We start from the raw sequence: 25,869 nt of genomic DNA on the forward strand, positions 1-25,869 counted from the left end.
GGATTTAAAAAAACTAACCAACGTTTCTAAAAACAAAAGGCGTTCTTAGAAATAAGTTTAGAAGCAATGCCTTTTCGTAATTCAATTACATTTGGCATGTTCGTATATTTTGTGAACCTTTTAAGGCCCATGAGTAACATTCTTCGTTCATCTCCCTCGGCAAAATACGTAATTCCTTCCTTACAAACACCATTTATTTTATCAATTGCATAAAATAAATTTAATTTCGCCATGTTTATTTGTTCAAGAGCTTGATTTTCAGAGGTTTTATTTGCGATTTTTTCGGCTTTCAATATAGCACTTTCTGCCATATAAACCTCAATCATTATTTCAGAAGCGCACAAAATTAATTGTTGATGCTTTTCCAAGTCCATGCCATAGGTTTGTACTGCCTTACCCGCTATCATCAAAAATAGTTTTTTTAAATTATTTATCATAGCTTTTTCTTCAGATAGTAGTTCAGAATAATCAGGTACATCAAAAGAAGGAATAGCCATTAAACTATTTCCAACCTCCATCGCTGGGGTTAGTAAGTCAATTTCTCCTTTCATTGCTTTTTTCAAAAGCATTCCAACTGTCAATAATCTATTAATTTCATTGGTTCCTTCATATATTCTAGAGATTCTTGCATCTCTCCAGGCACTCTCCATTGGTGTATCTTTTGAGAATCCCATACCCCCAAAAATTTGAATTCCTTCATCAGTTACAAATTGAGAAGTTTCTGAGGCATACACTTTAATCATAGCACACTCAATCGCATATTCTTGAAATGCTTTTAATTCTGCTTCTTGATGTGAAACTCCATTTGCAATATGAGCATCAATAATATTTTGAATGTCTTTAGCAGCTCTATAACTTGCCGCATCACTAGCAAAAATTCGCGTACTCATATCTGCTAACTTTTTTTGAATAGCTCCGAAACTTGAGATAGGCGTATTAAATTGAATACGCTCATTTGCGTATTTAATAGCCTCTGTTGTTACACGTCTACTAGCATCTAAACATGCTGCACCTAATTTTATACGACCAACATTTAATGCGTTTAAGGCAATCTTAAATCCTTTCCCTCTTTCGGATAACATATTTTCAACTGGTACCAATGTGTCGCTGAAGAAAACTTGTCGAGTAGAAGAAGAAATAATACCTAATTTATCTTCCTCCTCTCCTAGGGTCATTCCGTTAGGGTTGTTTTTATCATATTCTATAATAAATCCAGTGATGTTTTTATCATCTTCAATTCTGGCAAAAACAATGAAAATTTCTGCGAATCCAGCATTTGAGATCCACATTTTTTGACCGTTAATTTTATAATGTTTACCGTCTTCGGTTAATTCTGCAGTTGTTTTACCAGAATTTGCATCACTTCCTGCGCCAGGTTCAGTTAGGCAATACGCACCAAATTTTTCACCTAAAGTTAAAGCAGGTAAGTATTTTTGTTTTTGCTCTTCTGTACCGTATAAATAGATTGGCATAGTACCAATACCTGTATGCGCACCGTATGCTGTAGCCACTGATCCTGTAGCGGCTGACATATAATCTGTTACCAACATCGTAGAAACAAACCCCATACCTATACCCCCGTATTCCTCAGGAATAGAAACACCTAAGAAGCCCATTTCACCTGCTTTGCGCATTACCTCCTCGGTTAAAGCATAATCTTTCTTTTCAAACCGTTCTTTATGTGGCCAAACTTCGCGATCAATAAATTCAACAACCGCTTCTTTCATCATGTTTTGTTCTTCTGTGAACTCTTCTGTTATAAATATTTCTTCTGCGGTTACTTCTTTTACTAAATATTCTCCTCCTTTAATCATTATATTAATTTTTAGTCTTTCAATTATTTTAATAACTCATATACACCTGCAGCACCTTGTCCGGTACCAACACACATGGTTACTACACCATATTTATTTTTTCTTCTACGCATTTCATTAAAAAGCTGTACCGATAGTTTTGCTCCAGTACATCCTAACGGATGTCCTAGTGCGATAGCACCTCCATTTACATTTACGATATCAGGATTCAATCCTAATTCTCGAATTACAGCTAACGATTGCGAGGCGAAGGCTTCATTTAATTCGAACAATTCGATATCGTCTTGTTTTAATCCTGCTTGCTTTAATGCCTTTGGAATTGCGGCAACAGGACCAATACCCATAATTCTTGGTTCAACCCCCATGGCAGCATAGGATACCATTCTAGCAACAGGTTCAATGTTTAGCTCTTTTACCATTTCTTCACTCATTACCATAACAAAAGCGGCACCGTCACTCATTTGCGAAGCATTACCAGCAGTTACACTTCCTCCCTGAGCGAAAACTGGTCTCAATCGACCTAAGGCTTGCATAGACGTATCAGCTCTTGGGCCTTCATCTTTTGCAACTGTGTATGACTTAGAAGTTTTTTTTCCACTGTTATCAATAAATATATGCTCAACGTCTACTGGCACGATATCTTGATTAAATAAACCTTCTGCTTGTGCTTTTAATGCTTTCTGATGTGAATTGTATGCAAAAGTATCTTGATCTTCTCGGGAAACTTTATATTGTTGCGCAACTGCTTCTGCTGTTAATCCCATTCCCCAATAATAGTCTTCGTTTCCTTCTTTAGCAGTTTTATAATTTGGTACAGGACGGTAACCTCCCATTGGGATATAACTCATACTTTCTGAACCTCCTGCGATAATACAATCTGCCATTCCGCTTTGAATTTTAGCAGCTGCTATACTTATCGTTTCTAGTCCAGATGCACAGTATCTATTGACTGTCATACCGGGAACATCGTCTATTTTTAATCCCATCAATGATATGAGTCGTCCCATATTTAATCCTTGCTCAGCTTCAGGCATTGCATTTCCAACGATTACATCATCAATACGAGTTTTATCTAGTTGAGGTACATCTTTTAAAAGATGCTCAATTGTTTCTGCTGCTAACTCATCTGGTCTTTTAAATCTAAAAACACCCTTTGGAGCTTTTCCTACTGCCGTTCTATATCCGGTTACTATATATGCTGTTCTCATTTTCTTAATTTCTCAAAGGTTTACCTGTTTTTAACATATGCTCTATACGCTCTAGTGTTTTACGCTCTGTGCATAAACTCATAAAAGCTTCTCGCTCTAAATCGAGCAGATACTGTTCTGTTACCATTGATGGTTCAGATAAATCTCCTCCGGCCATAACATAACCTAGTTTATTTGCAATTTTCTTATCGTGTTCTGAAGCAAAGTGTCCTTTCTCTAAACTATCAGTTCCAACTAAGAACATACCGAGTGCTTGCTGGCCAAGTACACGTACTTTATCAGGAGTGGGCTGCAAGTAACCATCTTCAAGCATTTGAACTGCATGCCTTTTGGCAACAGCTAGTTGACGGTCTTTATTAACAACTACAATATCTTTGTGCGGTTTTAAGAATCCAAGATCGAAAGCCTCGTAAGCTGAGGTAGCAACTTTTGCCATCGCTACGTTTATAAAGTAGTCTCTTAATTTGTTTAATTTGACATCATCCTTTAATAGTCCCTGAGATGCTCTATATGCCATTTCTTTAGAACCGGCACCACCCGGTATAATCCCTACACCAAATTCTACCAACCCTATGTATGTTTCTGCGGCAGCAACTACTTTGTCTGCATGCATAGACATTTCACATGCTCCACCAAATGCATAACCGTGAGGCGCCACAATTGTTGGACAACTAGAATGACGCAAACGCATAACCGTATCTTGGAAATACTTTACTGAGAAATTTAATTCATCATATTCTTGTTCAACCGCCATCATAAATACCATAGCTAAATTTGCACCAACAGAAAAGTTTGGTCCTTGATTTCCTAAGATCACAGCTTCATACTCTGTTTCTGCTAAATCAATTCCTTTATTGATAGCGGTTAAAACTTCGCCACCTAAGGTGTTCATTTTAGATTGAAACTCTACGTTTAATACTCCATCACCAAGGTGTTGAATCAAAGCGCCACTGTTAGACCAAATAGTCTTAGCTTCTCGAACATTGTCTAAAATGATAAACGCATCTTGACCAGGTATTTTAGTTGCTGATTTTGATGGTATATCATAATAGTATTTAGCATCATCCTTTATACTGTAAAAAGAAGAATGACCATCTGAAATCATCGATTTAACCCATTCAGCGGTTTCATAACCTTCCTTTTCCATTAGGGCTGTTCCAGTTTCTAGGCCAATGGCATCCCAAATTTCAAAAGGTCCGTGTTCCCAACCAAAACCAGCTTTCATGGCATCATCAATTCGATACAATTCATCTGATATTTCAGGAATTCTATTTTGAACATAAGCGAAAAGCGCGGCAAAGTTTTTTCTAAAAAATTCTCCTGCCTTGTCTTTTCCTTTTATCAATATTTTAAAACGATCTACAACTTTATCTACATTTTTCGTTAATTCTAGTGTAGCAAACTTGGCTCGTTGCTTAGGGCGGTACTCTAAAGTGTTTAGGTCCAATGATAAAATTTCTTTTTTACCATCATTTACCACTTTCTTGTAAAACCCTTGTTTTGTTTTACTACCTAACCACTGATTATCCATCATAGTTTGGATAAAATCTGGTAGTTTGAATAATTCATGCACCTCATCATTTGGGCAATTCTCAAACAAACCATTTGCTACATGAACTAGCGTATCTAAACCAACAACGTCTACTGTTCTAAACGTTGCAGATTTAGGTCGACCAATAAGTGGTCCAGTAAGTTTGTCTACTTCTTCAATAGTTAATCCTAGTTCTTTTACTTGGTGAAATAAACTCATGATGCCAAAAATTCCAATTCTGTTTCCGATAAAAGCAGGTGTGTCTTTGGCTAAAACAGAGGTTTTTCCTAGGAATTTCTCACCAAATTGCATCAAGAAATCGGTAACGTCTTGTTTGCATTTTGGCCCTGGTACAACTTCAAATAATTTTAAATATCTCGGTGGATTGAAAAAGTGTGTTACAGCGAAATGTTGTTGAAAATCGTCACTTCTTCCTTCATTCATAAATTTTATAGGAATACCTGAAGTATTCGAAGTAATTAGCGTTCCAGGTTTTCTGTACTTCTCAATTTGTTCAAATACTTGTTGTTTGATATCCAAACGTTCTACAACTACTTCCATGATCCAATCTACATCAGTAATTTTTTGCAAATCATCTTCAAGATTTCCAGTGGTTATTCTACTGGCAAATTTTTGATTATAAATTGGTGAAGGTTTAGATTTTAGAGCAGCTTTTAGCGAATCATTTACTATACGGTTTCTAACAATAGTATCGCTTAATGATAAGCCCTTCTTCTTTTCATTATCATTTAATTCTCTAGGTACAATGTCTAATAATAATACCTCAACGCCAATATTTGCAAAATGACATGCAATACCAGATCCCATAATGCCAGATCCAATAATGGCTATTTTTTTAATGCGTCTCTTCATCAGTATGTTTTTTTACTATTTAAAAAATAGCTTTCTTACTAATTAGTTCGTTAATTGCTTCGGTAACCTCAAAAAAGTGATTGATTTTTTCTTCTGAAATCACTGTTCTAATCGCCTCATTAAAGCGAATTACTGATTTTTTTGATACCTCGCGTTTTTCTTTTCCGTAGTCAGTTAGTTTTATCAGTACACTTCTACCGTCTTCGGGATTTTTTTTTCTATAAATGGCCCCTTTTTCTTCCATAGATTTTAATATTCTTGAAAGGCTTGTAGGTTCCATTCCCATTTGTGGTCCTAATGACGTAGAGGGTGTTCCATTTTCGAAATCGATATTTAATAAAACAAAAGCCATCGCCATAGTGCTGTCGTGTTTTGTAGCCTCTTCGTTATACAATTTTGCTACAGCTTGCCATGTTGCTCTCAAATGATGATCTATCGATTTATCCTTATCCATGTTTCAAATATATAAAATAAATACTATGCACGCATAATAAAAATGTTAAATAATTTTTTTGTTGTCAAAATAGGGGGTTTGATTATATTTGATTTACGAAATTGTATTTGAATGGAATCCCTTCTCATTGCTAATGAAATTGTAAAAACCTATTATGACTATAGAGCACTTAACAATGTATCTATAGAAGTGCCAAAAGGAAGTATTTATGGATTGCTTGGGCCTAATGGTGCAGGTAAAACTTCTTTAATAAGAATTATTAATCAAATAATTTATCCCAACAGTGGAACTATTTATTTTAATGGGGAACCATTGCAGCCTTCCGATGTTCAACATATAGGTTATCTTCCCGAAGAACGAGGATTGTATAATAGAATGAAGGTGGGAGAGCAGGCTTTGTATCTAGCAAAGTTAAAAGGGATGTCTTCTTTTGAAGCAAAAAAACAGTTGCATTATTGGTTTGAAAAATTTGAAATAAGACATTGGTGGGATAAAAAATTGCATGAACTTTCGAAAGGGATGGCACAGAAAATACAGTTTATTGTTACTGTAATGCACAAGCCAAAACTGTTAATTTTTGATGAACCATTTAGTGGTTTTGACCCTGTGAATGCCTCTTTAATAAAAGATGAGATTTTACAATTACAACAAGAAGGAGCCACAATCATCTTTTCTACTCATAGAATGGAATCTGTTGAGGAACTCTGTGAGTATATTGCCTTAATAGATAGATCTAACAAGGTGTTGGATGGAAAACTCAGCGCCATTAAAAACGAATTTAAACCCAATGAATTTGAAGTGAGTATTTGGCAACAAGAACGTATTGATACGGGAGCTTTAGCAACTCATTTCAATATTTTACATCAAGAGTATGAAATTGAAGAACAACAATTACAACTTCGAATTAAACTAAATGCTAGTCAGAGTGCTAATGAACTTCTTAATGAAATAAGTGCATTGGGAAGCATTAGAAAATTTAATGAAATAATTCCGACTGCCAACGAAATATTTTTAAAAGCAATAGAACGCAACAGTGACAAATAAATTGAAACATATTATTAGAAGAGAGTTTCTTGCAAAAGTTAGAAATAAGACTTTTTTAGTTATGACCATATTGAGTCCATTATTGGTAGTGGGTGTAGGATTGTTGGTTGGCTATATAACAAAAGTAAATCAAGAGAGTGTGAAGGAAATTGCTTTGTTTGACCCTTATTCTCTTTTTACAGAAAATGAATTATTAGTTATTAATGGATATCAATTTGAAAATGTTACGACTTTAGGACTTGACTTTGCGAAACAAAAAACGAAAGAAGGGCAATATGCAGGTTTATTGGAATTACCTAATTCAAAAGATGCCTATAAAATTGCTAACAATACCTTGTTACATGTTGCATCAACTCCGGGTACAGGTTTGTTGAATGATATGGAGTTGCTTTTATCTTCAAAGAGTAAAGAACTCAAACTAGACGAGTTAGGTATCGATAGAGTTAAATTAGAGCAAGCTGAATTAAATGCAACACTTCAGACCATTACCTTTGAAGGAGAAATATCGTCTAAACTGTTAAGAGGAATAAAAATAACCACTGGTTTAGCCGGAGGGTATCTAATTATGATGTTTGTAATTATATATGGAGCCATGGTGATGCGCAGTGTTATCGAAGAAAAGACAAGTAGAATAATTGAGGTCATTATTTCATCGGTTAAACCATTTGAATTGATGATGGGTAAAATTATTGGTACAGCATTAGCCGCCTTATTGCAATTTTCTATCTGGGGTATTTTATTAATAATTATAAGCGTAATTACCAATAGCATATTTGGAGACTTCACCCCAGCATCATTTGAAGCGCCTACAGCAACTATGGAAGTTGCGAATGATATGCCTAAATCTGATTTGGTTTTGGTGTATGAAGGAATTTTACAAATGCCTATTGCTTCGTTGTTTTTTGCATTTTTATTATTTTTTATACTTGGCTATTTATTATACAGTGCAATTTATGCGGCTATAGGTGCGGCTGTAGATAATGAAACCGATACACAGCAATTCGTGTTTCCTTTAATGATTCCTTTAATTTTAGGATTTTATATAGGTTTTGCAGCTGTAATAAATGAACCTCACGGAACATTTGCTACGGTATTTTCAATCGTGCCATTCACTTCGCCAATAGTAATGTTAATGCGATTGCCCTTTGGTGTTCCGCTCTGGCAAATTATTGTTTCATTACTATTTTTAATTGGCACCTTTATTGCTATAGTGTGGATAGGAGCAAAGATTTACAGAATCGGAATCCTATCTTATGGAAACAAGCCTTCTTATAAAGATATTTATAAATGGCTTAAACAATCAAACTAATTAAGTATGGCAAAGATTTTAATTATAGAAGATGAAGCGGCTATTAGAAGAGTTTTATCAAAAATTATTTCTGAAGAGAGTAAAGAATATCAGGTTTCTGAGGCAGAAGATGGCTTAGAAGGAATTGAGAAAGTACACAAAGAAGATTTTGATTTGGTATTGTGTGATATAAAAATGCCGAAGATGGATGGTGTTGAGGTTTTAGAAAAAATAAAAAAAATAAAACCCGAAGTTCCTGTGGTAATGATTTCTGGTCATGGAGATTTGGAAACAGCTGTTAATACAATGCGCCTTGGAGCGTTTGACTATATTTCTAAGCCACCTGATTTAAATAGGCTTTTAAATACGGTAAGAAATGCCTTAGATAGAAAGGAACTAGTAGTTGAAAACAAACGCTTAAAAAAGAAGGTTTCTAAGAAATATGAAATGATTGGTGATAGTGACGCTATTACTCATATTAAGGAAATAGTTGAAAAAGTAGCACCTACCGATGCAAGGGTTTTGATTACAGGTCCGAATGGTACTGGTAAGGAGTTGGTTGCGCATTGGTTGCATGAAAAAAGCGATCGAACAAAAGCGCCAATGATTGAAGTGAATTGTGCTGCAATACCTTCAGAATTAATTGAAAGCGAGTTGTTTGGGCATGTAAAGGGGTCTTTTACTGGAGCCAATAAGGATAGAGCAGGAAAGTTTGAGGCTGCAAATGGCGGAACCATTTTTTTAGATGAGATAGGAGATATGAGTTTGTCTGCACAGGCCAAAGTTTTACGTGCTTTGCAAGAAAATAAAATAAGTAGAGTAGGTAGCGATAAAGACATTAAAGTGAATGTACGAGTTGTAGCCGCAACAAATAAAGACCTTAAAAAAGAGATAGCTGATGGTAAATTTAGAGAAGATTTATACCATAGATTAGCGGTTATTTTAATAAAGGTTCCAGCTTTAAATGATCGAAGAGAAGATATTCCTTTATTGATTGATTTCTTTAGTTCTAAAATTTCAGAAGAACAGGGTACAGTTAAAAAAGGTTTTTCGTTAGAAGCAATTTCTCTGCTTCAAGCTTATGATTGGACTGGTAATATTAGAGAACTGAGAAATGTTGTAGAGCGATTGATTATTTTGGGTGATGTTGAGGTTTCTTCTAATGATGTAAAATTGTTTGCTAGTAAATAGCTTATTTAAATGAATTTCCAAATTCGATTAACTCAATTTGAGAGGTAGGATTTATTTGATTATCAATTACAGGAGCGTGCACATAAGATTTGAAGTTCATACCCAAATATTGACAAGATAATTCTATAGGTTCTTCAAAATGTTTCAAATAAGCTTCTGAATTATTTACACTGATTAAGCCTACGGTTTTACCTCGAAAAGAACGACCTATATCTTTATGAACTTTTAGTAAATCAGAAAAACGATCTAAAAACACCTTCAGTAATCCACTCATAGTATACCAGTAAATTGGCGTTATGAAAATTATATTTTCGTAATTGGATGCAATGGTAGTTACAGTCGAAAGAAAATCGTCCTTTTCATTTGAATAATTGTAATCGTAATGTTCAATTTTTAGAGTGTTTAAATCTAAAAGATCAAAATCAATTTTAGATTGTAAGAACTGAGTAATTTTAGATGAATCTCCTTTGCTTCTTGAGCTGGCTTGAATTATGATTGTTTTTGGCATGCTGTTTATGTTTGGCTTGTAAAGGGAGTGAAATCATTTTTTTGATATCGATTTTTATCATCATATTTTTCAATAATAGGATAGGAGTAGTTGATATTTTTGAATAATATTTTTTGAGTTATTTTAACTCTCTAATGAACTTTTTATGAGTATTTTTACTACAAAAATTCAAAGCTATTTATGACAACATTAAACCTCAAAAAACCAATTGTATTTTTTGATTTAGAAACAACTGGAATCAATATTGCAAAAGACCGTATAGTTGAGATCTCTATTCTTAAAGTTATGCCTAATGGTAATAAAGAAAGCAAAACTTGGCTTGTGAATCCAGAAATTGAAATACCAAAAGAAGCTTCGGATATTCATGGTATAACCAATGAACATGTTGTTACAGAACCTACATTTAAAGAGTTAGCTCCAGAAGTAAGTGCAATGATTAAAGGGTGCGATTTGGCTGGTTTTAATTCAAATAGGTTCGATATTCCGTTGTTAGCTGAAGAGATGTTAAGAGCAGACATGGATTTTGATATGAAAAATAGAGTTGCTGTAGATGTACAAACTATTTTTCATAAGAAAGAACAAAGAACTTTAAGTGCAGGATATCAATTTTATTGTGGTAAAACACTTGAAGATGCCCATTCTGCAGAAGCAGATACCAATGCTACGTATGAAATTTTGTTGGCTCAGTTAGAAAAATACGACGATTTGGAAAACGATATTAAAGTTTTAAGCGAGTTTTCAGCACACAAAAAACGAGCAGATTTTGCTGGTTTTATTATGTTTGACGAAGATGGAGATGAGATATTTACCTTTGGGAAATACAAAGGTCAGAAAGTTTTGAGCGTACTAGAAAAAGATCAAGGATATTTTGGTTGGATTCAGAATGCAGATTTTCCGTTATACACTAAAAAGGTGTTAACAGAAATACGATTAAGAACTATGAATAATAAATTATTTTAAAAAACTGTTTATGTTAGTATCATTTGATTTGCTTCCTAATAATGCACGCGTTTGGGTTTACCAAGCAGCAAGGGAGTTAAATGAACAAGAGGTTAGAAGTATTGAAGAGAGCTTGGAGATATTTGTAAATGATTGGAAACGTCACGGCGAGCCTTTAAAGGCATCCTTTAAAATTTTGCATAACCAATTTATTATTTTGGGTGTTGATGAAAGTTATAACAATGTTTCTGGCTGTTCAATTGATTCATCTGTTCATAAATTGCAGGAGTTAGAGCAGGTTTTGAATGTTGACCTTATGAATAAAATGGCCATTGCTTTTAAGGTTGGCGATAATGTAAATACTTTAAGTATGTTGCAATTTCAACAATTTGTAAAAGAAGGTAAAATTTCTTCAGATACCATTGTGTTCAACAATTTAATAAATAGTAAACAAGAGTTGGAATCTAATTGGCAAATTCCAGCAAGTAAAAGTTGGCATAATAGATTCTTTAATACAGTAAAATCATAAATAGATATATGAAACAATTGCTTTTGATAGTAGCTGTTCTATACACGAACATGCTTTTCGCACAACGAGATCCACTATTAACAGAAGATGTTGAAGCTCAAGAAAAATGGGTTGATAGTATTATGGAAACCTTGAGTGTCGATCAAAAAATAGGGCAATTGTTTATGGTTGCGGCTTACTCAAATAGAGACGACTCTCATGAAAAAGAGATTAGCGAACTTATTGAAAAATACCATTTAGGAGCGCTGATCTTTTTTCAAGATCAACCCATAAAGCAAGCTGAACTTACCAATACATACCAGGCATTGTCAAAAGTACCTATGTTAATTGGTATAGATGGCGAATGGGGCTTGAACATGCGATTGAAAAAGACATTTAGATATCCATGGAACATGACTTTAGGTGCAGTAGAAGAAAATGAATTGATTACTTCATTCGGAGAACAATTGGGAGAACATTGCAATCGTATGGGTATTCATATGAATTTTGCTCCTGTAGTTGATGTGAATATAAATCCTAAAAATCCGATTATAGGGAATAGATCTTTTGGAGAAGATCCTGAAAATGTGACTGAGAAAGCTATAGCTTTTACTAGAGGTATGCAGAGCAAAAGAGTAATTGCCAGTGCTAAGCATTTCCCTGGGCATGGTGATACCGCAACAGATTCGCATTATTCTTTACCACAATTAGACTTTACAAAAGAGCGATTAGACTCTATTGAATTGGCACCCTATAGAGCCTTAATTCAAGATGGAATAACTGGTGTTATGGTGGCGCATTTGGGTATACCAAGTTTAGAACCGAATGCTGATTTGCCTTCTTCTTTATCTAAAAATATTGTAACAGGGTTATTGAAAGAAGAAATGGGTTTTAAAGGCATTGTAATTTCTGATGCCTTAAATATGAAAGCCTCGGCTAACTTTGCTTCATCTGCAGATGTAAATTTAGGAGCAATTTTGGCAGGAAATGATTTGCTGGATGTTCCCTTAGATGTACCTGGTTCTTTCAAAAGATTTAAAGAAGCATTAGAAACTGGCGAATTGACAATGGATCGATTGGATTACAGTGTGCGTAAAATCTTAAAAACCAAATATTGGGTTGGGTTACATCAATATGAGCCAATAAAAATTGAGAACTTATTGCAGGATGTAAATACCAAAGAAGACGAAGTTCTTTTTAGAAGATTGGTTGAGGCATCACAAACATTGTTGCGAAATGAAGATGAAATTCTTCCTATTAAAGAATTAGATAAGCAAAAAATAGCCTATGTTAAATTAGGAGATGCGGATAATGATACCTACTTAGAAACATTACAAAAGTATGCAGATGTTAAGGTTGTTTCTGGTAATTCAATTCAAGAAATTCAGCAACAGTTAAAAGATTTTAACTTGGTAATTCTTGGTTATCACAAAAGCAATATTAATCCTTGGAAAAGTTTTAAATTCTCAAATCTTGAATTGCAATGGATCGAAGCTATTGCGAAGAAAAATAAAACAATCTTAAATGTTTTTGCTAGTCCATATAGCTTATTACAAATCCAAGAAGTTAAGCATTTAGAAGGGCTTTTACTCTCTTACCAAAATAGTAATACGTCTCAAGAAATTGCCGCTCAAATGTTGTTTGGAGCTTTAAGTGCTAAAGGTCGTATACCAGTTAGTATTAATGAGCATTTTAAAGCAGGAGATGGACTGTTTTCTGGTGAATTATTGCGCTTGGGATACGATATTCCTGAATCTGTAAATATGAGTACAGAAAAACTAGAAAAAATAGATTCTGTATTCAAGGTAGTAATAGATGAAGAAATGGCACCTGGTGGGCAGATATTGGTGGCGCGTCATGGCAAAGTGGTATATCATAAGGCTTATGGTTATCACACCTATGCAAAAAAAAAAGCCGTTAAACTAACCGATCTTTACGATTTAGCTTCAGTTACAAAAATTTTAGGAGGCCTTCCATTAATAATGAAGGGTTACGAAGAAGGCGACTATACTCTAGAGTCTACCCTTGGTGAGATTATGCCTTATACAAGAGACTCAAATAAAGAGGATATTACACTTAAAGAGGCGTTATCGCATTATGGTAGAATGCAAGCATGGATTCCTTATTATGTAGAAACTATGGATAGTGTTTCTATGTTACCTGATGCTTTTTTGTATAGAAGAGAACCTTCTAAAGAGTTTAATATCCATGTTGCGAAAGACATGTATTTAAAAGATTCTTATACAGATACTATTTATAAACGAATTATAGATTCAGATTTGTTAGAAAGACAAAATTATAAGTATAGCGGCCTTATCTTTTATTTATTTAAGCAGTATTTTAAAAAGATCTATCGCAATGAAATGGATGTTTTAAATTATGCCTATTTCTATAATCCAGTCGGAGCTTCAACATTGATGTATAATCCTTTGTCTAAGTATCCAAAAGAACGAATTGTACCTTCTGAGGTAGATAATTATTACAGAATGGATACACTTCAGGGATATGTTCATGATATGGGTGCTGCCATGTTTAGCGGTGTAAATGGTAATGCAGGTTTGTTCGGAAATTCTAATGACGTTGCTAAGATGATGCAGTTTTATTTACAGAGAGGATTCTATGGAGGAGAACGATTGCTAAAAGCAGAAACTATTGATACTTTTAACAAACGTCATTTTTTAGATGATAAGGTTCGAAGAGGTTTGGGATTTGACAAGCCACAGTTGGACCCTGATGTAGAAAATACGTGCGGCTGTATGAGTGATAAAAGTTTTGGTCACAGTGGTTTTACAGGCACATTTGCTTGGGCAGACCCAGAAACAGAAATTGTTTATGTGTTTTTGTCCAATCGCGTATATCCTACTATGGATAATAATAAACTTGGAGAAGAAAATATACGCACAGAAGTGCAACGATTGGTTCAGGAGGCCATTATAGATTAAGGCTTGATTCCTTGCTTATATTTTTTGCCAAATCCTGAATTGTTCGGATTGTAATCTGAAACGAAATCTACATTTAAATTTTCAGGAATTTCTTTATCTAAAGCCCAGTATAAACTGTTGAGAGCTAGTCTTCTCATGTTTTCATTTTTCCAATCATAGGGATGTCCTAAGGTTGTGAAAAATATTTTAGATGTTTTGCCACTAGATCCAGTATATGTTTTTGTCCATGCGATAGGATTTGTTAATGGAAAACGGTCTAAACGATTGTTTTCTTCGTGTTTTGAACGAATTGCTTTTCCATTTATAAAAGGCGCGCTATCTCCAAATAATTTATGTTTACCACCGTCTACATGGTATAACCAAGAGTAGGCTTCAAAATTCGAAACTCCTTTTGCTATCGGATGATTGCTATTTATTATTTCAACTTTGGTTAACGGGTTATCCCCATCATCATAATGCCCATGATGCGAAATCCAATGTTGCCCGAAAACTTCTTTTGGCCATTTCTGATTCATGTATTTTAATGAATCAACTTTGTATCTAAAGGCATGAGTACTAGTTCTAAAACCAATCATTGGTTTACCACTTTCTGCAAAATCAGTTATGCACTTTAATTCATTAGTTGGTAATGCTCTAAATCGAGTAAATAGCACCATGGCATCTGCGGTTTTTAGAGCTTCTAAGCCAGCGATATGATCAGACCTATTTGGATCGATAAAACCTAAGGAATCAAGTGCATAACAGACAGTTACTTTTGCATTCAATTCTCTTTCTGCTATAGCGGCCAACATTGGCATTGATTCTTCAGAGCGATATTCTTCATCACCAGTTACAAACACTATATGTGGTTTTTCTTCAGGAGTAACTGTGCAAGAAAACATGCAAATTACAGCTATAAAATAAATTATATTTTTCATCTTATTGATTGAGTTCTTTAACTGTGTAAAATGTCTTTTTATCCATTATTTTAGCACGAATATCTTTTACCTGTTGTGGTGTTATTTTTGAGCCTTTATTACCAAAATCATTTCTAATGTAGGTTAAAACAGCTGCTACTTCATCGTCTTTTAGCATCCCTTCAAAAGGTGTCATTGGCACCAAACCAGGATATTCTTTACCCAACACTGTAATTGGACCTTGTAATCCTTTTAGGGTTAATTTTATCAGGCGTTCATCATCTTCTAGAACCCAATCGCTGTACGCTAAAGGAGGAAATCCAGATGCATCTAATCCTTTACCGTTAGGTTGATGACATGTGCCACAAAATCCTTCTCGTTCATAAATCTCTTTACCTTTCTTAAATATTGGTTCAAGCTCTTTGGTTAAATGTTTCGGGTATATAAATGTTTCTTCGTTTTCTTTTTTGACTCCAGTTAAGTGCCTTTTGGCAGCATTTAAACTCGGTCTTATCCAACTATCAATAGGATGATTTTGAGCAATTTCCAGTATTTCTAATCCAGCTGATTCATCTAGATATGATGCGGCAACAATTGCTTCTAAACGCACTCTGCCTTCAGAATCGTTTGCCACTTTTTTTAATAACTCAAAATGATTCTCTATTTGATGTGTATTATGTCTAATCGCTCTTACGGCGGCTGCTCTAACTCGAAAGTCATTAGCATTTAGTAACTCGCTTAACAATTTTTTGTCAATACTATTTACTCCCCAACTAACCCAAAGTGCTTCTAATAATTGATGTTCATATTCTGTATCGCTTTTATCAAGGTTTATTATCCAAGTTTTTAAAGCTGGAAGTAACTCTTTTTTATCATAACCCCTCAAAACTCTGCGTGCTCTATAACGTGTTCTATTTTCTGGAAGTTTTAATGTTTCTAAAGTTTCTTCTAGTGTAAGTTTGGTAAAATCAATAACTGGAAGTAATGGTTTACTCGGATACGTAATTCTGTATACTCTACCGTGTGCATGGTCTCTATATGGATCGCGAGCATTGTGTTGCATGTGCCCAATTAACATGTTGTGCCAATCAATAAAATACAAACTTCCATCAGGAGCAAATTCCAGGTCAACAGGTCTGAAATTTCCATCGTTACTAAAAATCAAATCTTGACGGTGTTTGGTGTTATACCCAGTTCCACCATCTGTGATTTGGTGTTGTTTGATTCCTAGAAATCCAATTGCATTTCCTAAAATAATATCGCCCTGTACTTCATCAGGAAAATGTCTACTCGATACAATTTCTAATCCTGAAGTAGGTCTTACTTTATTATCTTCAGGAATTAAATCTTTTGACTTAGGGTTTTGAATTGCGTAATTCATCTCAACTTCACTTGGTAGCATCCAATGCAAAGCAGGACCAGAAGTTGTCAAATAAAAATCTTGACCCCATTTGTCAAATGCAATTCCCCAGGGGTTTGGAATTCCCATTTGGGCGGTTCTTTCTAGATGTCTTCTCAATGGGGTGTATCTGTAAAACCCTCCATTGGCTGCTCTAACTGGTCCGTAGGCTGTTTCAACATTTGTGTGCAGAAACACCCCTTCTGCCATGATGATGGCTCCAGATGGATCTGCAGTAAATGCACTAATGGCATGATGCGTATCGTGATCATCAAATCCAGAGAAAATAACTTCTTTACTATCGGCTTTGTCATCTCCATCGGTATCTTTTAAGAGTATTAAATTGGTGCCTTGACTCACATAAACTCCTTCTGGAGTTAATTCAAAACCAATAGGTAAATGCAATTTATCTGCCCATGTAATGCATTTGTCTCCTTTACCGTCATTGTTTGTATCTTCTATGATTAAGATTTTATCATTTGGTTTTGAATCTCCAGGTTTATAATGAGGATAAGAAGGCATTACAGCAACCCACAGGCGTCCTTTATTGTCAAAAGAAACCTGAACAGGATTGGCCAATTCTTCAAACTCTCTTTCTGAAGCAAAAAGTGAAACTTCATAGCCATCGGCAACCTCAAATTTATCAATGGCATCTTGACCGTATAAATATTCTCCACCACGACCATAATCACCAGGCGTATAATTGGACTCAACAATAGGAAGCTTTGATGTTTTAGTATCTGCTAATTTAATATCATATTCCATCCCTTTAGCTGCACTCCAAATGGCAGTATCGCGAATTGCTGTCATTTCACGAATCTTTTTTAATTCGAAGGGGTAGTTTTCTGGGCCGAATGGGTCATACCTTCTTCCAAAAACGTGAACTCCATTCGGGATTTTATAGTCATTTAACCACATCCAGTTTTTTTCGTTAACAGCCTTTTTAATTTGTTTTTCATTTGTACGATCAACGTTCGATTGCCCGCAAAGAATATTCGCTAAAAAGGAGCTTAATTTTTTGTAACCTCTGTCATTAAGTTGAAAACCATCGATTGTAGATGGTTGTTTGCCATACCAACTTTTAGAAGCTTCAAATACATTTACAAAAGAGATATTGTTTAATTGAGCTATTTCTTTCATAGCTTTTGTGTATTTGGCTATATTTTCATTTTCTTCAATTCCATTTGGAACATCAATAACTGCAGAAATATCTTCAAAAGCGGTAGGTGAAATAAGTACTAATTGTGGTGGTGTTAAACCGTTGTAATTTTGCTTTAAAGTGTGGTCTACAAACGTTTGTAATTCTTCTTTAAATAGTTCAATATTTTCATCTCCTTTAAAAGATTGATTAGCTCCAAAAAAAGCAAGAATAACATCTGTTTTATGCTTACTCAACCATTCGTCAGGATATTCTAAAAATCCTTTACTATTAGATTTTTTTGAAACATCTGGATTGAATTTTTTTGCACCTTCAAAAGCCCAAGGGGTATTTCTTCCAGAGTGTGGCCTGAAACCAGGAGTATTCCCTCCATCTGCCATATTTCTTATATACAATAAGCTGTCTGGAAATTTTAAATGGAGTTCTGTTTCAAAATAACCGTAATTAGTCATTCGTGAAGCTAAGTTATTTCCTATAAGTGCAATGTGTTGATTTTTTTGAACTGAGATTAGTGGTTTCTCTTTTTTACAACTAAAAAAAATAATTAATAAAAAAGTAAAAGAACAGAGTTTTTTTAGTAAGGTCATAGGGGTAGTTTAAGACTGTTAACAAATATAAATTATAATATTCTTTATACTTATGTTATAATTATTTATTTTTATGGAACTTCAAATTACTTAAATGAATAGAATAATCCCCCTTATTTTCTTTATTTGTTTTTCTGTTTCAACTGAAGCTCAAGTTGGAATAGGTAAAATTAATCCGGAAGCAGATTTAGATATAGCAAGTATTACAGCCACAGAGCCTTCTTTAGGTCTTGAACCCAAAGTAGCCCCTGTAGGTACGGCAACAGGACAAGTAACAGTAATAGATGATCAATTGTATATGTACGATGCGGGAAGAACAGCGTGGCTAACAGCTGGAGGTGTTGCTTTGCAATATGGAAGAAACGGAAATATAGATAACGAACGACTAGATATGGGTGGCTCTAGAGCAAATGATACAGGTTATTTAATGCCTTTTGATGGAACCATTGTAGCTATTACTGCAAGAGCATCCTCAAATGTTAGCGCTAATAAAGAGGTCGAGATTAGACTAAGATCAGGCACTACCACCTCGTCTGCCTATAGCTTTAATATTTCGAATGGGACAGCACAATATTCGGAAACGACAACTAATATAGATTTTTCTGCTGGGGAATACATAAATGTTAGAGGAAGAGGTTCCATTGTTGCAACGAGTTTAGTGGTTGTTTTATGGGTTAAATGGAGACCTTAATAAAAAGCCTGTTTAACTGCTACATTCATTTTTAAGTAATGGCTTAATGGCTGAGAAAACACTTTAAAAGAACACTCTTTCTTTTTTTATCCATAGTATAATCTATTTCCCTTGTAACATCTTATACAATCGTTACTCTTTGACCTGGAATAGAGATAATATACTGTATCTGATATAGTACTTTTGGTATATTTATAGTTTTATTCTCAAAGGTTCTAATAAATGTAAGGATTCTAATAAATAGGTTAAATTTTCTAATGAGGATCTTTAAATTTTTCTAAATACTTATTTTAACAGAATTAATTGAAATATTAAAACCCTCGTCTACCTCCAACTCTCGGTGTTGTAGACCGTCTGGTATGGGTAGGTCTATTGTAATTTCTTGATTGTGATGGCTGTGGTCTGGTATGAGATGAATTTTTAGAAGGATTCGTTTTAGGCCTAGTTGAAGGCCTATTAGACGGACTCGTTGAGGGTCTTGTAGCGGGTCTCGTAGATGGAGTGGTATGACTTCTTTGTCTAGTAGAAGGTTGCCAATTTGGGTTCACTTTTTTACCTGTACTTGGCCTTGCATTTGGTCGTGTGCTCGGTCTGCTTTTATCTGAAGTACTTGGTCTTGTTGAAGGTTTATTACTTGTATTATTTCCGGCACTAGGTCTAGTTGAAGGACGATTACCTGTACTTGGTCGTTTTCTGTCTAAATCAGCTCTATTAGAAACGCCCTTATTTCTATTTTCAAAAGATTTATCTCTATTTGCTTTGGCGTAATCATTTCTTCTATTACTATCCTGAATTCTTACGGCATCATTACTTCTGCGTCTATCTACATAATTATAATTATTTCTGTTTATGTTGATATTTACAGACACATTGCTACGATAGATATGAGGTGGGTAAGGTCTCCATGGTCTATAATATGGAGGATAGAACCCCCAATAATAGGGCGACACCCAAAAGCGGTAACTAACCCAAAACCAAGTAAAAATAACTGGTGGAGCTACGTATACAGGTTCTATAATATAGTTGGGTCCATACATATAAACGTCTCCTACAACTTGAATCTGTGTATCTCCACTTTTGTCTTTAACAACATCAATTACGGCAACATCTTGATATTGATCTTTACCTATAACAACCTGTAATGTAACGGTTTTAGTATTTCCCTTAGAATTGTCAACTACTCGAATATAATCTACTTCACCGTCTTCATTTAAATCTAAATTTGAAAGCTGTGTTTCTGGATCGTTTAATTTTTTTTCGAAATCTTCTAAATCTTTCGATTCTCCAAATACTGCTGCAACTGCCTGTAAATCTAGATTGTCACTTATATCGCTATTTTTAGCAGTAACCGTTGTTGTGTCTTGGGCAAATACAATGGAGCTAAAAATTATTAGGCTAAGAAGTAATACAATCTTTTTCATCGTTAATCTTTATTGCTATTTACACAAATTTAAGAAAAAATGAAGACTTTTTGTTTATGATCTTTTCGAATTTAAAAGTCCGATTATAATAAAAATTAATGAAACAATTGTTGCTGGAATGACACCCATAATTGAATTGATTACTACAAAGCTCAATAAGATCCATATAGGGAAAATTGTGATGCCTAAAGCAAATCTGAAGGTGCTCTTAAATTCAATTTCTAAAATTTTTAATTGAACTCTATTCCAAATAAACCATGGTAAGGCAAATAGTATTTTAAATAATAAATGGATGAGGTTAAACTTGCTTTTTGAGTTTTTCTTTATCTTGACTATTTCAAAATTTGTAAACGGTTTTGAGAAGTCAACTCCCTTTGAAGTTAGAGATTCAATTACAATATCGTAGTGTTTTTGAGAGCCTTCAATATGGGTTGTTAAGAGAGACATGGCTGTATGCACTTCTTCTTTTAAATCTTTTGTTGCATCAAAATTGGACTTATTTAAATAATTGTTTGCTAAAATTGGTGCCCCAAAATAAATTCCAACCTTGGACGGGTGTTCAGATACCGAACTAAAATTCATGCCGACAGGGACAATTTGAAGTTGTAATTCAGGATGTTTTTCTAAAGTGCCAAATACAATTCTTGTGAACCCTTTGCTTAACGGGCGAACTCGTCTTATAATGTTGTGACTCCCCTCTGGAAAAATAAGTAATGATTTTTCTTCCGCTAGAATGTTATAACATTTATCAAAGATTGCCTGATTTTTTGCCAAGGATTGCCAACCATCGCGCACCCTATAAATTGGAAGCATTTGCAAACTTGAAAATAATTTATTCAAAAAGGCATTTCCAAAGACTCCTGCTCTTGTTAAGAAATGTAAACTTCTTTTAGTATGTGTCGCAAGAAGTAACGGATCTATTAATGCATTTTGATGGTTACAAACAAAAAGTACTGCACCTTGTTTTGGTATGTGCTCTGTACCAACTACAGAAATGTTTTTATAGTAAGCGTACAGGCCAAGTTTTATATATACTTTTACAAAAAGATACCAGATGCGTTGCATTTATATTTTTTTACGAGACCAATAGGTAGCCAGCAATAAGCCAGAAAGTATATCCCATACTGCCCAAAAAGCGACTAATAGTTTCATGCCACCTAAACCAGGAAAGAAAGTAAAAACTAACAATAACCCCAAGCCAGCATTTTGAATACCTGTTTCTATACTAATAGTGCGTTGATTGGCTTTGTTAAGTCTCATGGATTTAGAAAAGTAATACCCAAGAACATACCCCATAAGATTGTGTGCAACCACAATTAAAAACACAAATTTGATATGACTCATAAAGACATCAATATTTTTTGAAAATGCCAAAACAATTAGCACTAAGAAAACTATTATTGAAAATGGTTTTAAAAGTTTCATAACCTTAACTGCTAATTCAGGTTTTTTATGTCTGAATAACATGCCTAATATTAGTGGAATACCTAATATTAGAATTACTAGCTTTACCAATTTAAACCAGTTTAACTCTACGGTTTTTAAAATTTCTCCTGTTGGTTCATATAGGCTACTCCAAACTTGAAAGTTTAAAGGCGTTAATATTATAGACATTAATGTGGCAAACGCTGTCATACTTACAGATAAGGCGGCATTACCTTTTGCCATCTGTGTCATAAAATTAGAAATATTACCTCCGGGACAAGCAGCGACCATAAACATACCTAGGGCTATGCTAGGGTTGGGTTTAATAGCAACAACAAACAAAAATGTTAAGGCAGGAAATAGAATAAATTGCGAAACAATTCCTGTAAATAATATTCTAGGAAATTTAATAAGTCTTCTAAAGTCTTCGATTGTGATGCCAATAGCCACGCCAAACATAATTATGGCCAAAGCTATATTTAAAATCCATAATCCGTTTTCATCAAAATTTATTTTAAGCGCATCTATATCGTTTGTCATACAACTAAATTTAAATTGAAAGATAGTGGATTTTTTTAAAACTATAAGCTACTCACTAAAAGCGAATTGAATAATATTAGCACCCATTTGTAAAGCTTTATTACGCACAGATTCTGGATTGTTGTGCACAGCCTCATCTTCCCAACCATCGCTTAAATCTGTTTCGAAGTCATAAAAGCAAATAAGTCTTCCTTCATAGAACAATCCAAAGGCTTGTGGTGCTTTACCGTCGTGTTCATGAATTTTTGGAATTCCATTTTTAAATTGATAAGATTGATGGTAAATAGGGTGGTTATAAGGAATTTCTTGAAATTCTAACTCTGGAAATACTTTCTTAAATTCTCTTCTGATATAAGGGTCTAAGCCATAATTATCTGAGATATGAATAAACCCTCCAGAAACTAGATAATTTCGAAGATTCTCTGATGCAGCTGGATCAAGATATATATTGCCATGTCCTGTAATAAATACAATTGGATATTGCATTATTTCAATGCTATTGGCTTCTACCGTAAAGGGTTTTTTAGAAATTTTAGTTTGAATATTTTGATTGCAAAATGTAATGAGATTAGGAACAGCTGTAGGGTTTGAGTACCAATCACCACCACCGTCATATTTTAAAATTGCTACTTCTTGGGCATTCCCAATTGTAAAAAATAAAACGAATATGTAGAAAAATCTATTCATTAAAAAAGGCCACACTTTGCGTAGCTACAATACCAGCAGTTTCTGTTCTTAATCTGCTTTCACCAAGAGTTATAGGAATAAAATTAGTTTTTTTTGCTAGATTTATTTCATCTGTTGAAAAATCACCTTCAGGACCAATTAATAAAAGAATTGATTCCTTTTTATTAAGTACATTCTTTAAAGACTTTTTATCTGTAGGTTCGCAATGCGCTATACATTTTAAATCTGCATTAGCGTCCTTTAGAAATTCTTTTAATTTTCTGGGTTCATTTAATTGAGGTAATCTAAACTTTAAAGATTGTTTCATTGCAGAAACTAACACTTTCTCCAAACGCTCCATTTTAACAATTTTACGCTCACTGTGGTCACAAATTATTGGTGTTATTTCATCTATGCCAATTTCTGTTGCCTTTTCCAAAAACCACTCGAATCGATCGTTGTTCTTAGTTGGTGCAATGGCAATGTGCAATTTATGACTCCAAGGATTTTTAATTTCTTTTTGTTTTACAATTTTTACTACACAATTTTTGTCGTTGGCTATGCTTATTTCTGCTTCAAATAAAAATCCTTTTCCATTCGTGATTTGTAGAAGGTCTCCTGTTTTTTTTCTTAGAACTCGAACAATGTGTCTGCTTTCAATTTTATCAAAAACAAAACTTGTATCATTAGTTTGTATGTCTGCTGAATAAAAAAGTTGCATGTTATAAATCCTTTTTAAAGGTACATCTTCTCTTATGGTTTAAATCTTGATAATCTTTCCAGATTCTTCTCGCAGTTTCATTTTCTTCTAATTCAGGAGTTCGAATCATTCTTTTAATTCCAAAATCTTTGTAGGTGGTGGCATAGGCATGCATAATCAGAGCAGTTACTCCTTTATTTCTATAGGTCGGGTGCACTCCGATAAGGTATAAAATAACATCTTCGTTTTTTTTCTTTGCTCTTAAAAGATGAAATACCCCAAAAGGCCACAACTTTCCTTTGGCTTTTTGAAGTGCTTTGGAGAATGAAGGTAATGTAATTGCAAATGCTACTATTTTATGATCTTTATCTACTACAAATTTGATAAACTCAGGATTGATAAACCCAATAAACTTCTTTTTGAAGTAGGCTTTTTGATCATTAGAAATCGGTACAAATGAAGCAAGTTCTGAATAAGATTCATTAAATAAATCAAACATTTCATCAACATGCGGCATGATTTGCGACGTTTTGGTAAAGTTTAGCGTAGTTAAATTATAGCGTGAAGAAATCATTTTATTCATTCTACTTAACTTATCTACAGGTACATTTTTAAATAAGGTAATATGTTCTCGATATTGTTTCCCTACGTAAAACCCTAATTGTTTAAAATGGGTTTTATAATATGGGTGATTATACCAGGTAATCATAGTTCCTCTATAATCAAAACCTTCAGTTAAAACACCAACCTTGTCTAAATTTGAAAAACCTACAGGTCCTTCCATAAATTCAAGGTTATTCGCTTTACCAATTTCCGCAACTTTATTAATTAAAACCTGTGTTACTTCTATATCGTCAATAACATCAAACCAACCAAATCGCATTTTTTTAAACCCTTGCTCTTCGGTTTCTTTTTTATTTATAATAGCAGCAACTCTGCCAACCGGTTCATTGTTTTTGTAGGCGATAAAATATTGTGCAGAAGCATGCTTAAAGACAGGATTCTTGGTCGGATCAAAATTTGAAATTTCTTCAGAAATTATTGGAGGAACCCAATATTGATTGTTTTTATATAATCTAAAAGGAAAGGTTACAAAATCTTTTATTCCTTTTTGAAAGGTTATTTCTTTAAGTGAGATCATTTTTTCTTCTTTTTAAATAATTTGGAAAAAAATCCACCTTCTTTCTTCTTCGCTTTTTGTCCATTTTCATCTACTTCAATCATCTGGTCTTCATGCCAATCGAATCTATAGGAGGCTCCTAAACCAGCAGTAAAACCAGAATCTACTTGACTAAAATTACCTCTTAAAGCCACATCTAATTGTAGGTCTGGAGAATATAAGTAAGCGGCGCCTGCTCCAAATTCGAATTCTGATTTAAATCCATAAAAATCTCCTTGATTCTCAACAAAAACACTCCATTGCATATTTAAAGCGTGAGTTAAAGTAATAATATAAGAATAAACACTTCTTTCTGTACCAATATAATCGGCAATTAAATTTGTAAGTACTACGGTGCGATCGGTAAAATCATTTTGTAATAATATAGCCGCTTTAGGACTTATTTTCTCCATTTTATAACCTTCTGACAGAAAGTTTGTATTCAAACCAACATAGGCAGCTACTGAAGGAATAAGTCTTTTCTTATCAAATTCAGTTCTCTTCTTCCAACTCCTAATTTCTTTGGACTTATCAGCATATTCCTGTTGATAAATTAAATATTTCGCTCCAACCGTTAATTCACTAATTCCACTGATATTTCTATAAGATTTAAAAATATTGTTAAATTGTAACTTACTTGACGCATAAGTAATATTGGCATTTACTTCTAAACGCTCCATAAATTTACTATATCTAATAAATGTTGAAATACCTACAGGATCTACAATGGCCCAAGTGTCATCAGAGTCACTCTGTCCAAAAAACACGCCACCCTCTATTTGAAGAACATCAGTACCAACACTATAGGGGCTTTCTGAATTTCCGGGTCTTTTAGAATTAATAATATCGGTATACTGTGCAAAATGGGGAAGGGAAGTGCAAAGAATTAGGGTTAGTATCCAAAGCTTTTTCATGGAATTGATTTT

General features: G+C 34.1%; 21 protein-coding genes. 7 read left to right on the forward strand and 14 right to left on the reverse strand.

Features of this window, described 5'->3' with window-relative positions; all coding sequences use genetic code 11:
• Window positions 1–26 precede the first annotated feature (26 nt).
• The 4 genes from ACYQ5R_RS11145 to ACYQ5R_RS11160 are packed head-to-tail and all read right to left on the reverse strand — an operon-like array spanning window position 27 to window position 5,880.
• A complete protein-coding gene (locus tag ACYQ5R_RS11145) occupies window positions 27–1,814 on the reverse strand; it encodes an acyl-CoA dehydrogenase family protein (RefSeq protein WP_460191031.1) in 1,788 nt (595 codons plus the stop codon).
• Between the two features lie 23 nt (window positions 1,815–1,837).
• Window positions 1,838–3,022 carry an acetyl-CoA C-acyltransferase gene (locus tag ACYQ5R_RS11150; protein WP_460191032.1) on the reverse strand — a complete coding sequence of 395 codons (1,185 nt, stop codon included), beginning with the start codon at window positions 3,020–3,022 and terminating at the stop codon, window positions 1,838–1,840.
• A 4-nt stretch (window positions 3,023–3,026) separates the two neighbouring features.
• Window positions 3,027–5,426 (reverse strand): 3-hydroxyacyl-CoA dehydrogenase/enoyl-CoA hydratase family protein, encoded by a 2,400-nt coding sequence (locus ACYQ5R_RS11155; RefSeq protein ID WP_460191033.1) that lies wholly within the window; start codon window positions 5,424–5,426, stop codon window positions 3,027–3,029.
• Between the two features lie 19 nt (window positions 5,427–5,445).
• Window positions 5,446–5,880, reverse strand: coding sequence for a MarR family winged helix-turn-helix transcriptional regulator (locus tag ACYQ5R_RS11160; protein ID WP_460191034.1), 435 nt, complete (start codon window positions 5,878–5,880; stop codon window positions 5,446–5,448).
• Between the two features lie 111 nt (window positions 5,881–5,991).
• On the opposite strand from ACYQ5R_RS11160, the gene ACYQ5R_RS11165 reads away from it, so the two are divergent.
• The 3 genes from ACYQ5R_RS11165 to ACYQ5R_RS11175 are packed head-to-tail and all read left to right on the forward strand — an operon-like array spanning window position 5,992 to window position 9,403.
• Window positions 5,992–6,924 carry an ABC transporter ATP-binding protein gene (locus tag ACYQ5R_RS11165; RefSeq protein ID WP_460191035.1) on the forward strand — a complete coding sequence of 311 codons (933 nt, stop codon included), beginning with the start codon at window positions 5,992–5,994 and terminating at the stop codon, window positions 6,922–6,924.
• A 1-nt stretch (window position 6,925) separates the two neighbouring features.
• A complete protein-coding gene (locus ACYQ5R_RS11170; RefSeq protein ID WP_460191036.1) occupies window positions 6,926–8,233 on the forward strand; it encodes an ABC transporter permease in 1,308 nt (435 codons plus the stop codon).
• Between the two features lie 6 nt (window positions 8,234–8,239).
• Window positions 8,240–9,403, forward strand: coding sequence for a sigma-54-dependent transcriptional regulator (locus ACYQ5R_RS11175; RefSeq protein ID WP_460191037.1), 1,164 nt, complete (start codon window positions 8,240–8,242; stop codon window positions 9,401–9,403).
• Between the two features lies 1 nt (window position 9,404).
• Here the strand turns inward: ACYQ5R_RS11175 and ACYQ5R_RS11180 are convergent, their stop codons facing one another.
• Complete coding sequence (locus ACYQ5R_RS11180) at window positions 9,405–9,911, reverse strand: flavodoxin family protein (RefSeq protein ID WP_460191038.1); 507 nt, start codon at window positions 9,909–9,911, stop codon at window positions 9,405–9,407.
• 180 nt (window positions 9,912–10,091) lie between these two features.
• Between ACYQ5R_RS11180 and ACYQ5R_RS11185 the strand changes: the two genes are divergently transcribed.
• Genes ACYQ5R_RS11185 through ACYQ5R_RS11195 form a run of 3 tightly spaced genes read left to right on the forward strand, consistent with a single transcriptional unit; the run spans window position 10,092 to window position 14,300 of the window.
• The gene (locus tag ACYQ5R_RS11185; RefSeq protein ID WP_460191039.1) at window positions 10,092–10,871 is read left to right on the forward strand and encodes an exonuclease domain-containing protein; all 780 of its coding nucleotides are present in this window, start codon (window positions 10,092–10,094) and stop codon (window positions 10,869–10,871) included.
• 10 nt (window positions 10,872–10,881) lie between these two features.
• On the forward strand, window positions 10,882–11,379 hold the full coding sequence (locus ACYQ5R_RS11190; protein WP_460191040.1) for an ABC transporter ATPase: 498 nt from the start codon (window positions 10,882–10,884) through the stop codon (window positions 11,377–11,379).
• Between the two features lie 8 nt (window positions 11,380–11,387).
• Entirely contained in the window at window positions 11,388–14,300 is a 2,913-nt protein-coding gene (locus ACYQ5R_RS11195) for a glycoside hydrolase family 3 N-terminal domain-containing protein (RefSeq protein ID WP_460191041.1), read from the forward strand.
• Here ACYQ5R_RS11195 and ACYQ5R_RS11200 read toward each other — a convergent pair.
• Window positions 14,297–15,217 (reverse strand): ThuA domain-containing protein, encoded by a 921-nt coding sequence (locus ACYQ5R_RS11200; protein WP_460191042.1) that lies wholly within the window; start codon window positions 15,215–15,217, stop codon window positions 14,297–14,299. The two genes, ACYQ5R_RS11195 and ACYQ5R_RS11200, sit on opposite strands and share 4 nt — an antisense overlap.
• A gap of 1 nt (window position 15,218) precedes the next feature.
• Window positions 15,219–18,341, reverse strand: a complete 3,123-nt coding sequence (locus tag ACYQ5R_RS11205) for a PVC-type heme-binding CxxCH protein (protein WP_460191043.1) — start codon at window positions 18,339–18,341, stop codon at window positions 15,219–15,221.
• A 94-nt stretch (window positions 18,342–18,435) separates the two neighbouring features.
• Here ACYQ5R_RS11205 and ACYQ5R_RS11210 point away from each other — a divergent pair, with 94 nt between their 5' ends.
• The gene (locus tag ACYQ5R_RS11210; RefSeq protein WP_460191044.1) at window positions 18,436–19,032 is read left to right on the forward strand and encodes a hypothetical protein; all 597 of its coding nucleotides are present in this window, start codon (window positions 18,436–18,438) and stop codon (window positions 19,030–19,032) included.
• Between the two features lie 311 nt (window positions 19,033–19,343).
• Here the strand turns inward: ACYQ5R_RS11210 and ACYQ5R_RS11215 are convergent, their stop codons facing one another.
• From ACYQ5R_RS11215 to ACYQ5R_RS11245, 7 genes are read right to left on the reverse strand one after another with little or no spacing between them, the layout of a single operon-like run.
• Window positions 19,344–20,453, reverse strand: a complete 1,110-nt coding sequence (locus ACYQ5R_RS11215; protein WP_460191045.1) for a hypothetical protein — start codon at window positions 20,451–20,453, stop codon at window positions 19,344–19,346.
• A 54-nt stretch (window positions 20,454–20,507) separates the two neighbouring features.
• Complete coding sequence (locus tag ACYQ5R_RS11220; protein ID WP_460191046.1) at window positions 20,508–21,518, reverse strand: lysophospholipid acyltransferase family protein; 1,011 nt, start codon at window positions 21,516–21,518, stop codon at window positions 20,508–20,510.
• Entirely contained in the window at window positions 21,519–22,418 is a 900-nt protein-coding gene (locus ACYQ5R_RS11225) for a bile acid:sodium symporter family protein (protein ID WP_460191047.1), read from the reverse strand. It abuts the gene before it with no gap.
• Between the two features lie 48 nt (window positions 22,419–22,466).
• A complete protein-coding gene (locus tag ACYQ5R_RS11230; RefSeq protein WP_460191048.1) occupies window positions 22,467–23,105 on the reverse strand; it encodes a DUF4159 domain-containing protein in 639 nt (212 codons plus the stop codon).
• On the reverse strand, window positions 23,098–23,805 hold the full coding sequence (locus ACYQ5R_RS11235; RefSeq protein ID WP_460191049.1) for a 16S rRNA (uracil(1498)-N(3))-methyltransferase: 708 nt from the start codon (window positions 23,803–23,805) through the stop codon (window positions 23,098–23,100). Before ACYQ5R_RS11235 ends, ACYQ5R_RS11230 begins: the two co-directional genes overlap by 8 nt.
• A 1-nt stretch (window position 23,806) precedes the next feature.
• Complete coding sequence (locus tag ACYQ5R_RS11240; RefSeq protein WP_460191050.1) at window positions 23,807–24,925, reverse strand: GNAT family N-acetyltransferase; 1,119 nt, start codon at window positions 24,923–24,925, stop codon at window positions 23,807–23,809.
• Complete coding sequence (locus ACYQ5R_RS11245; RefSeq protein WP_460191051.1) at window positions 24,922–25,857, reverse strand: transporter; 936 nt, start codon at window positions 25,855–25,857, stop codon at window positions 24,922–24,924. Before ACYQ5R_RS11245 ends, ACYQ5R_RS11240 begins: the two co-directional genes overlap by 4 nt.
• Between the last annotated feature and the right edge of the window lie 12 nt (window positions 25,858–25,869).

Source organism: Urechidicola sp. KH5, from assembly GCF_054661455.1.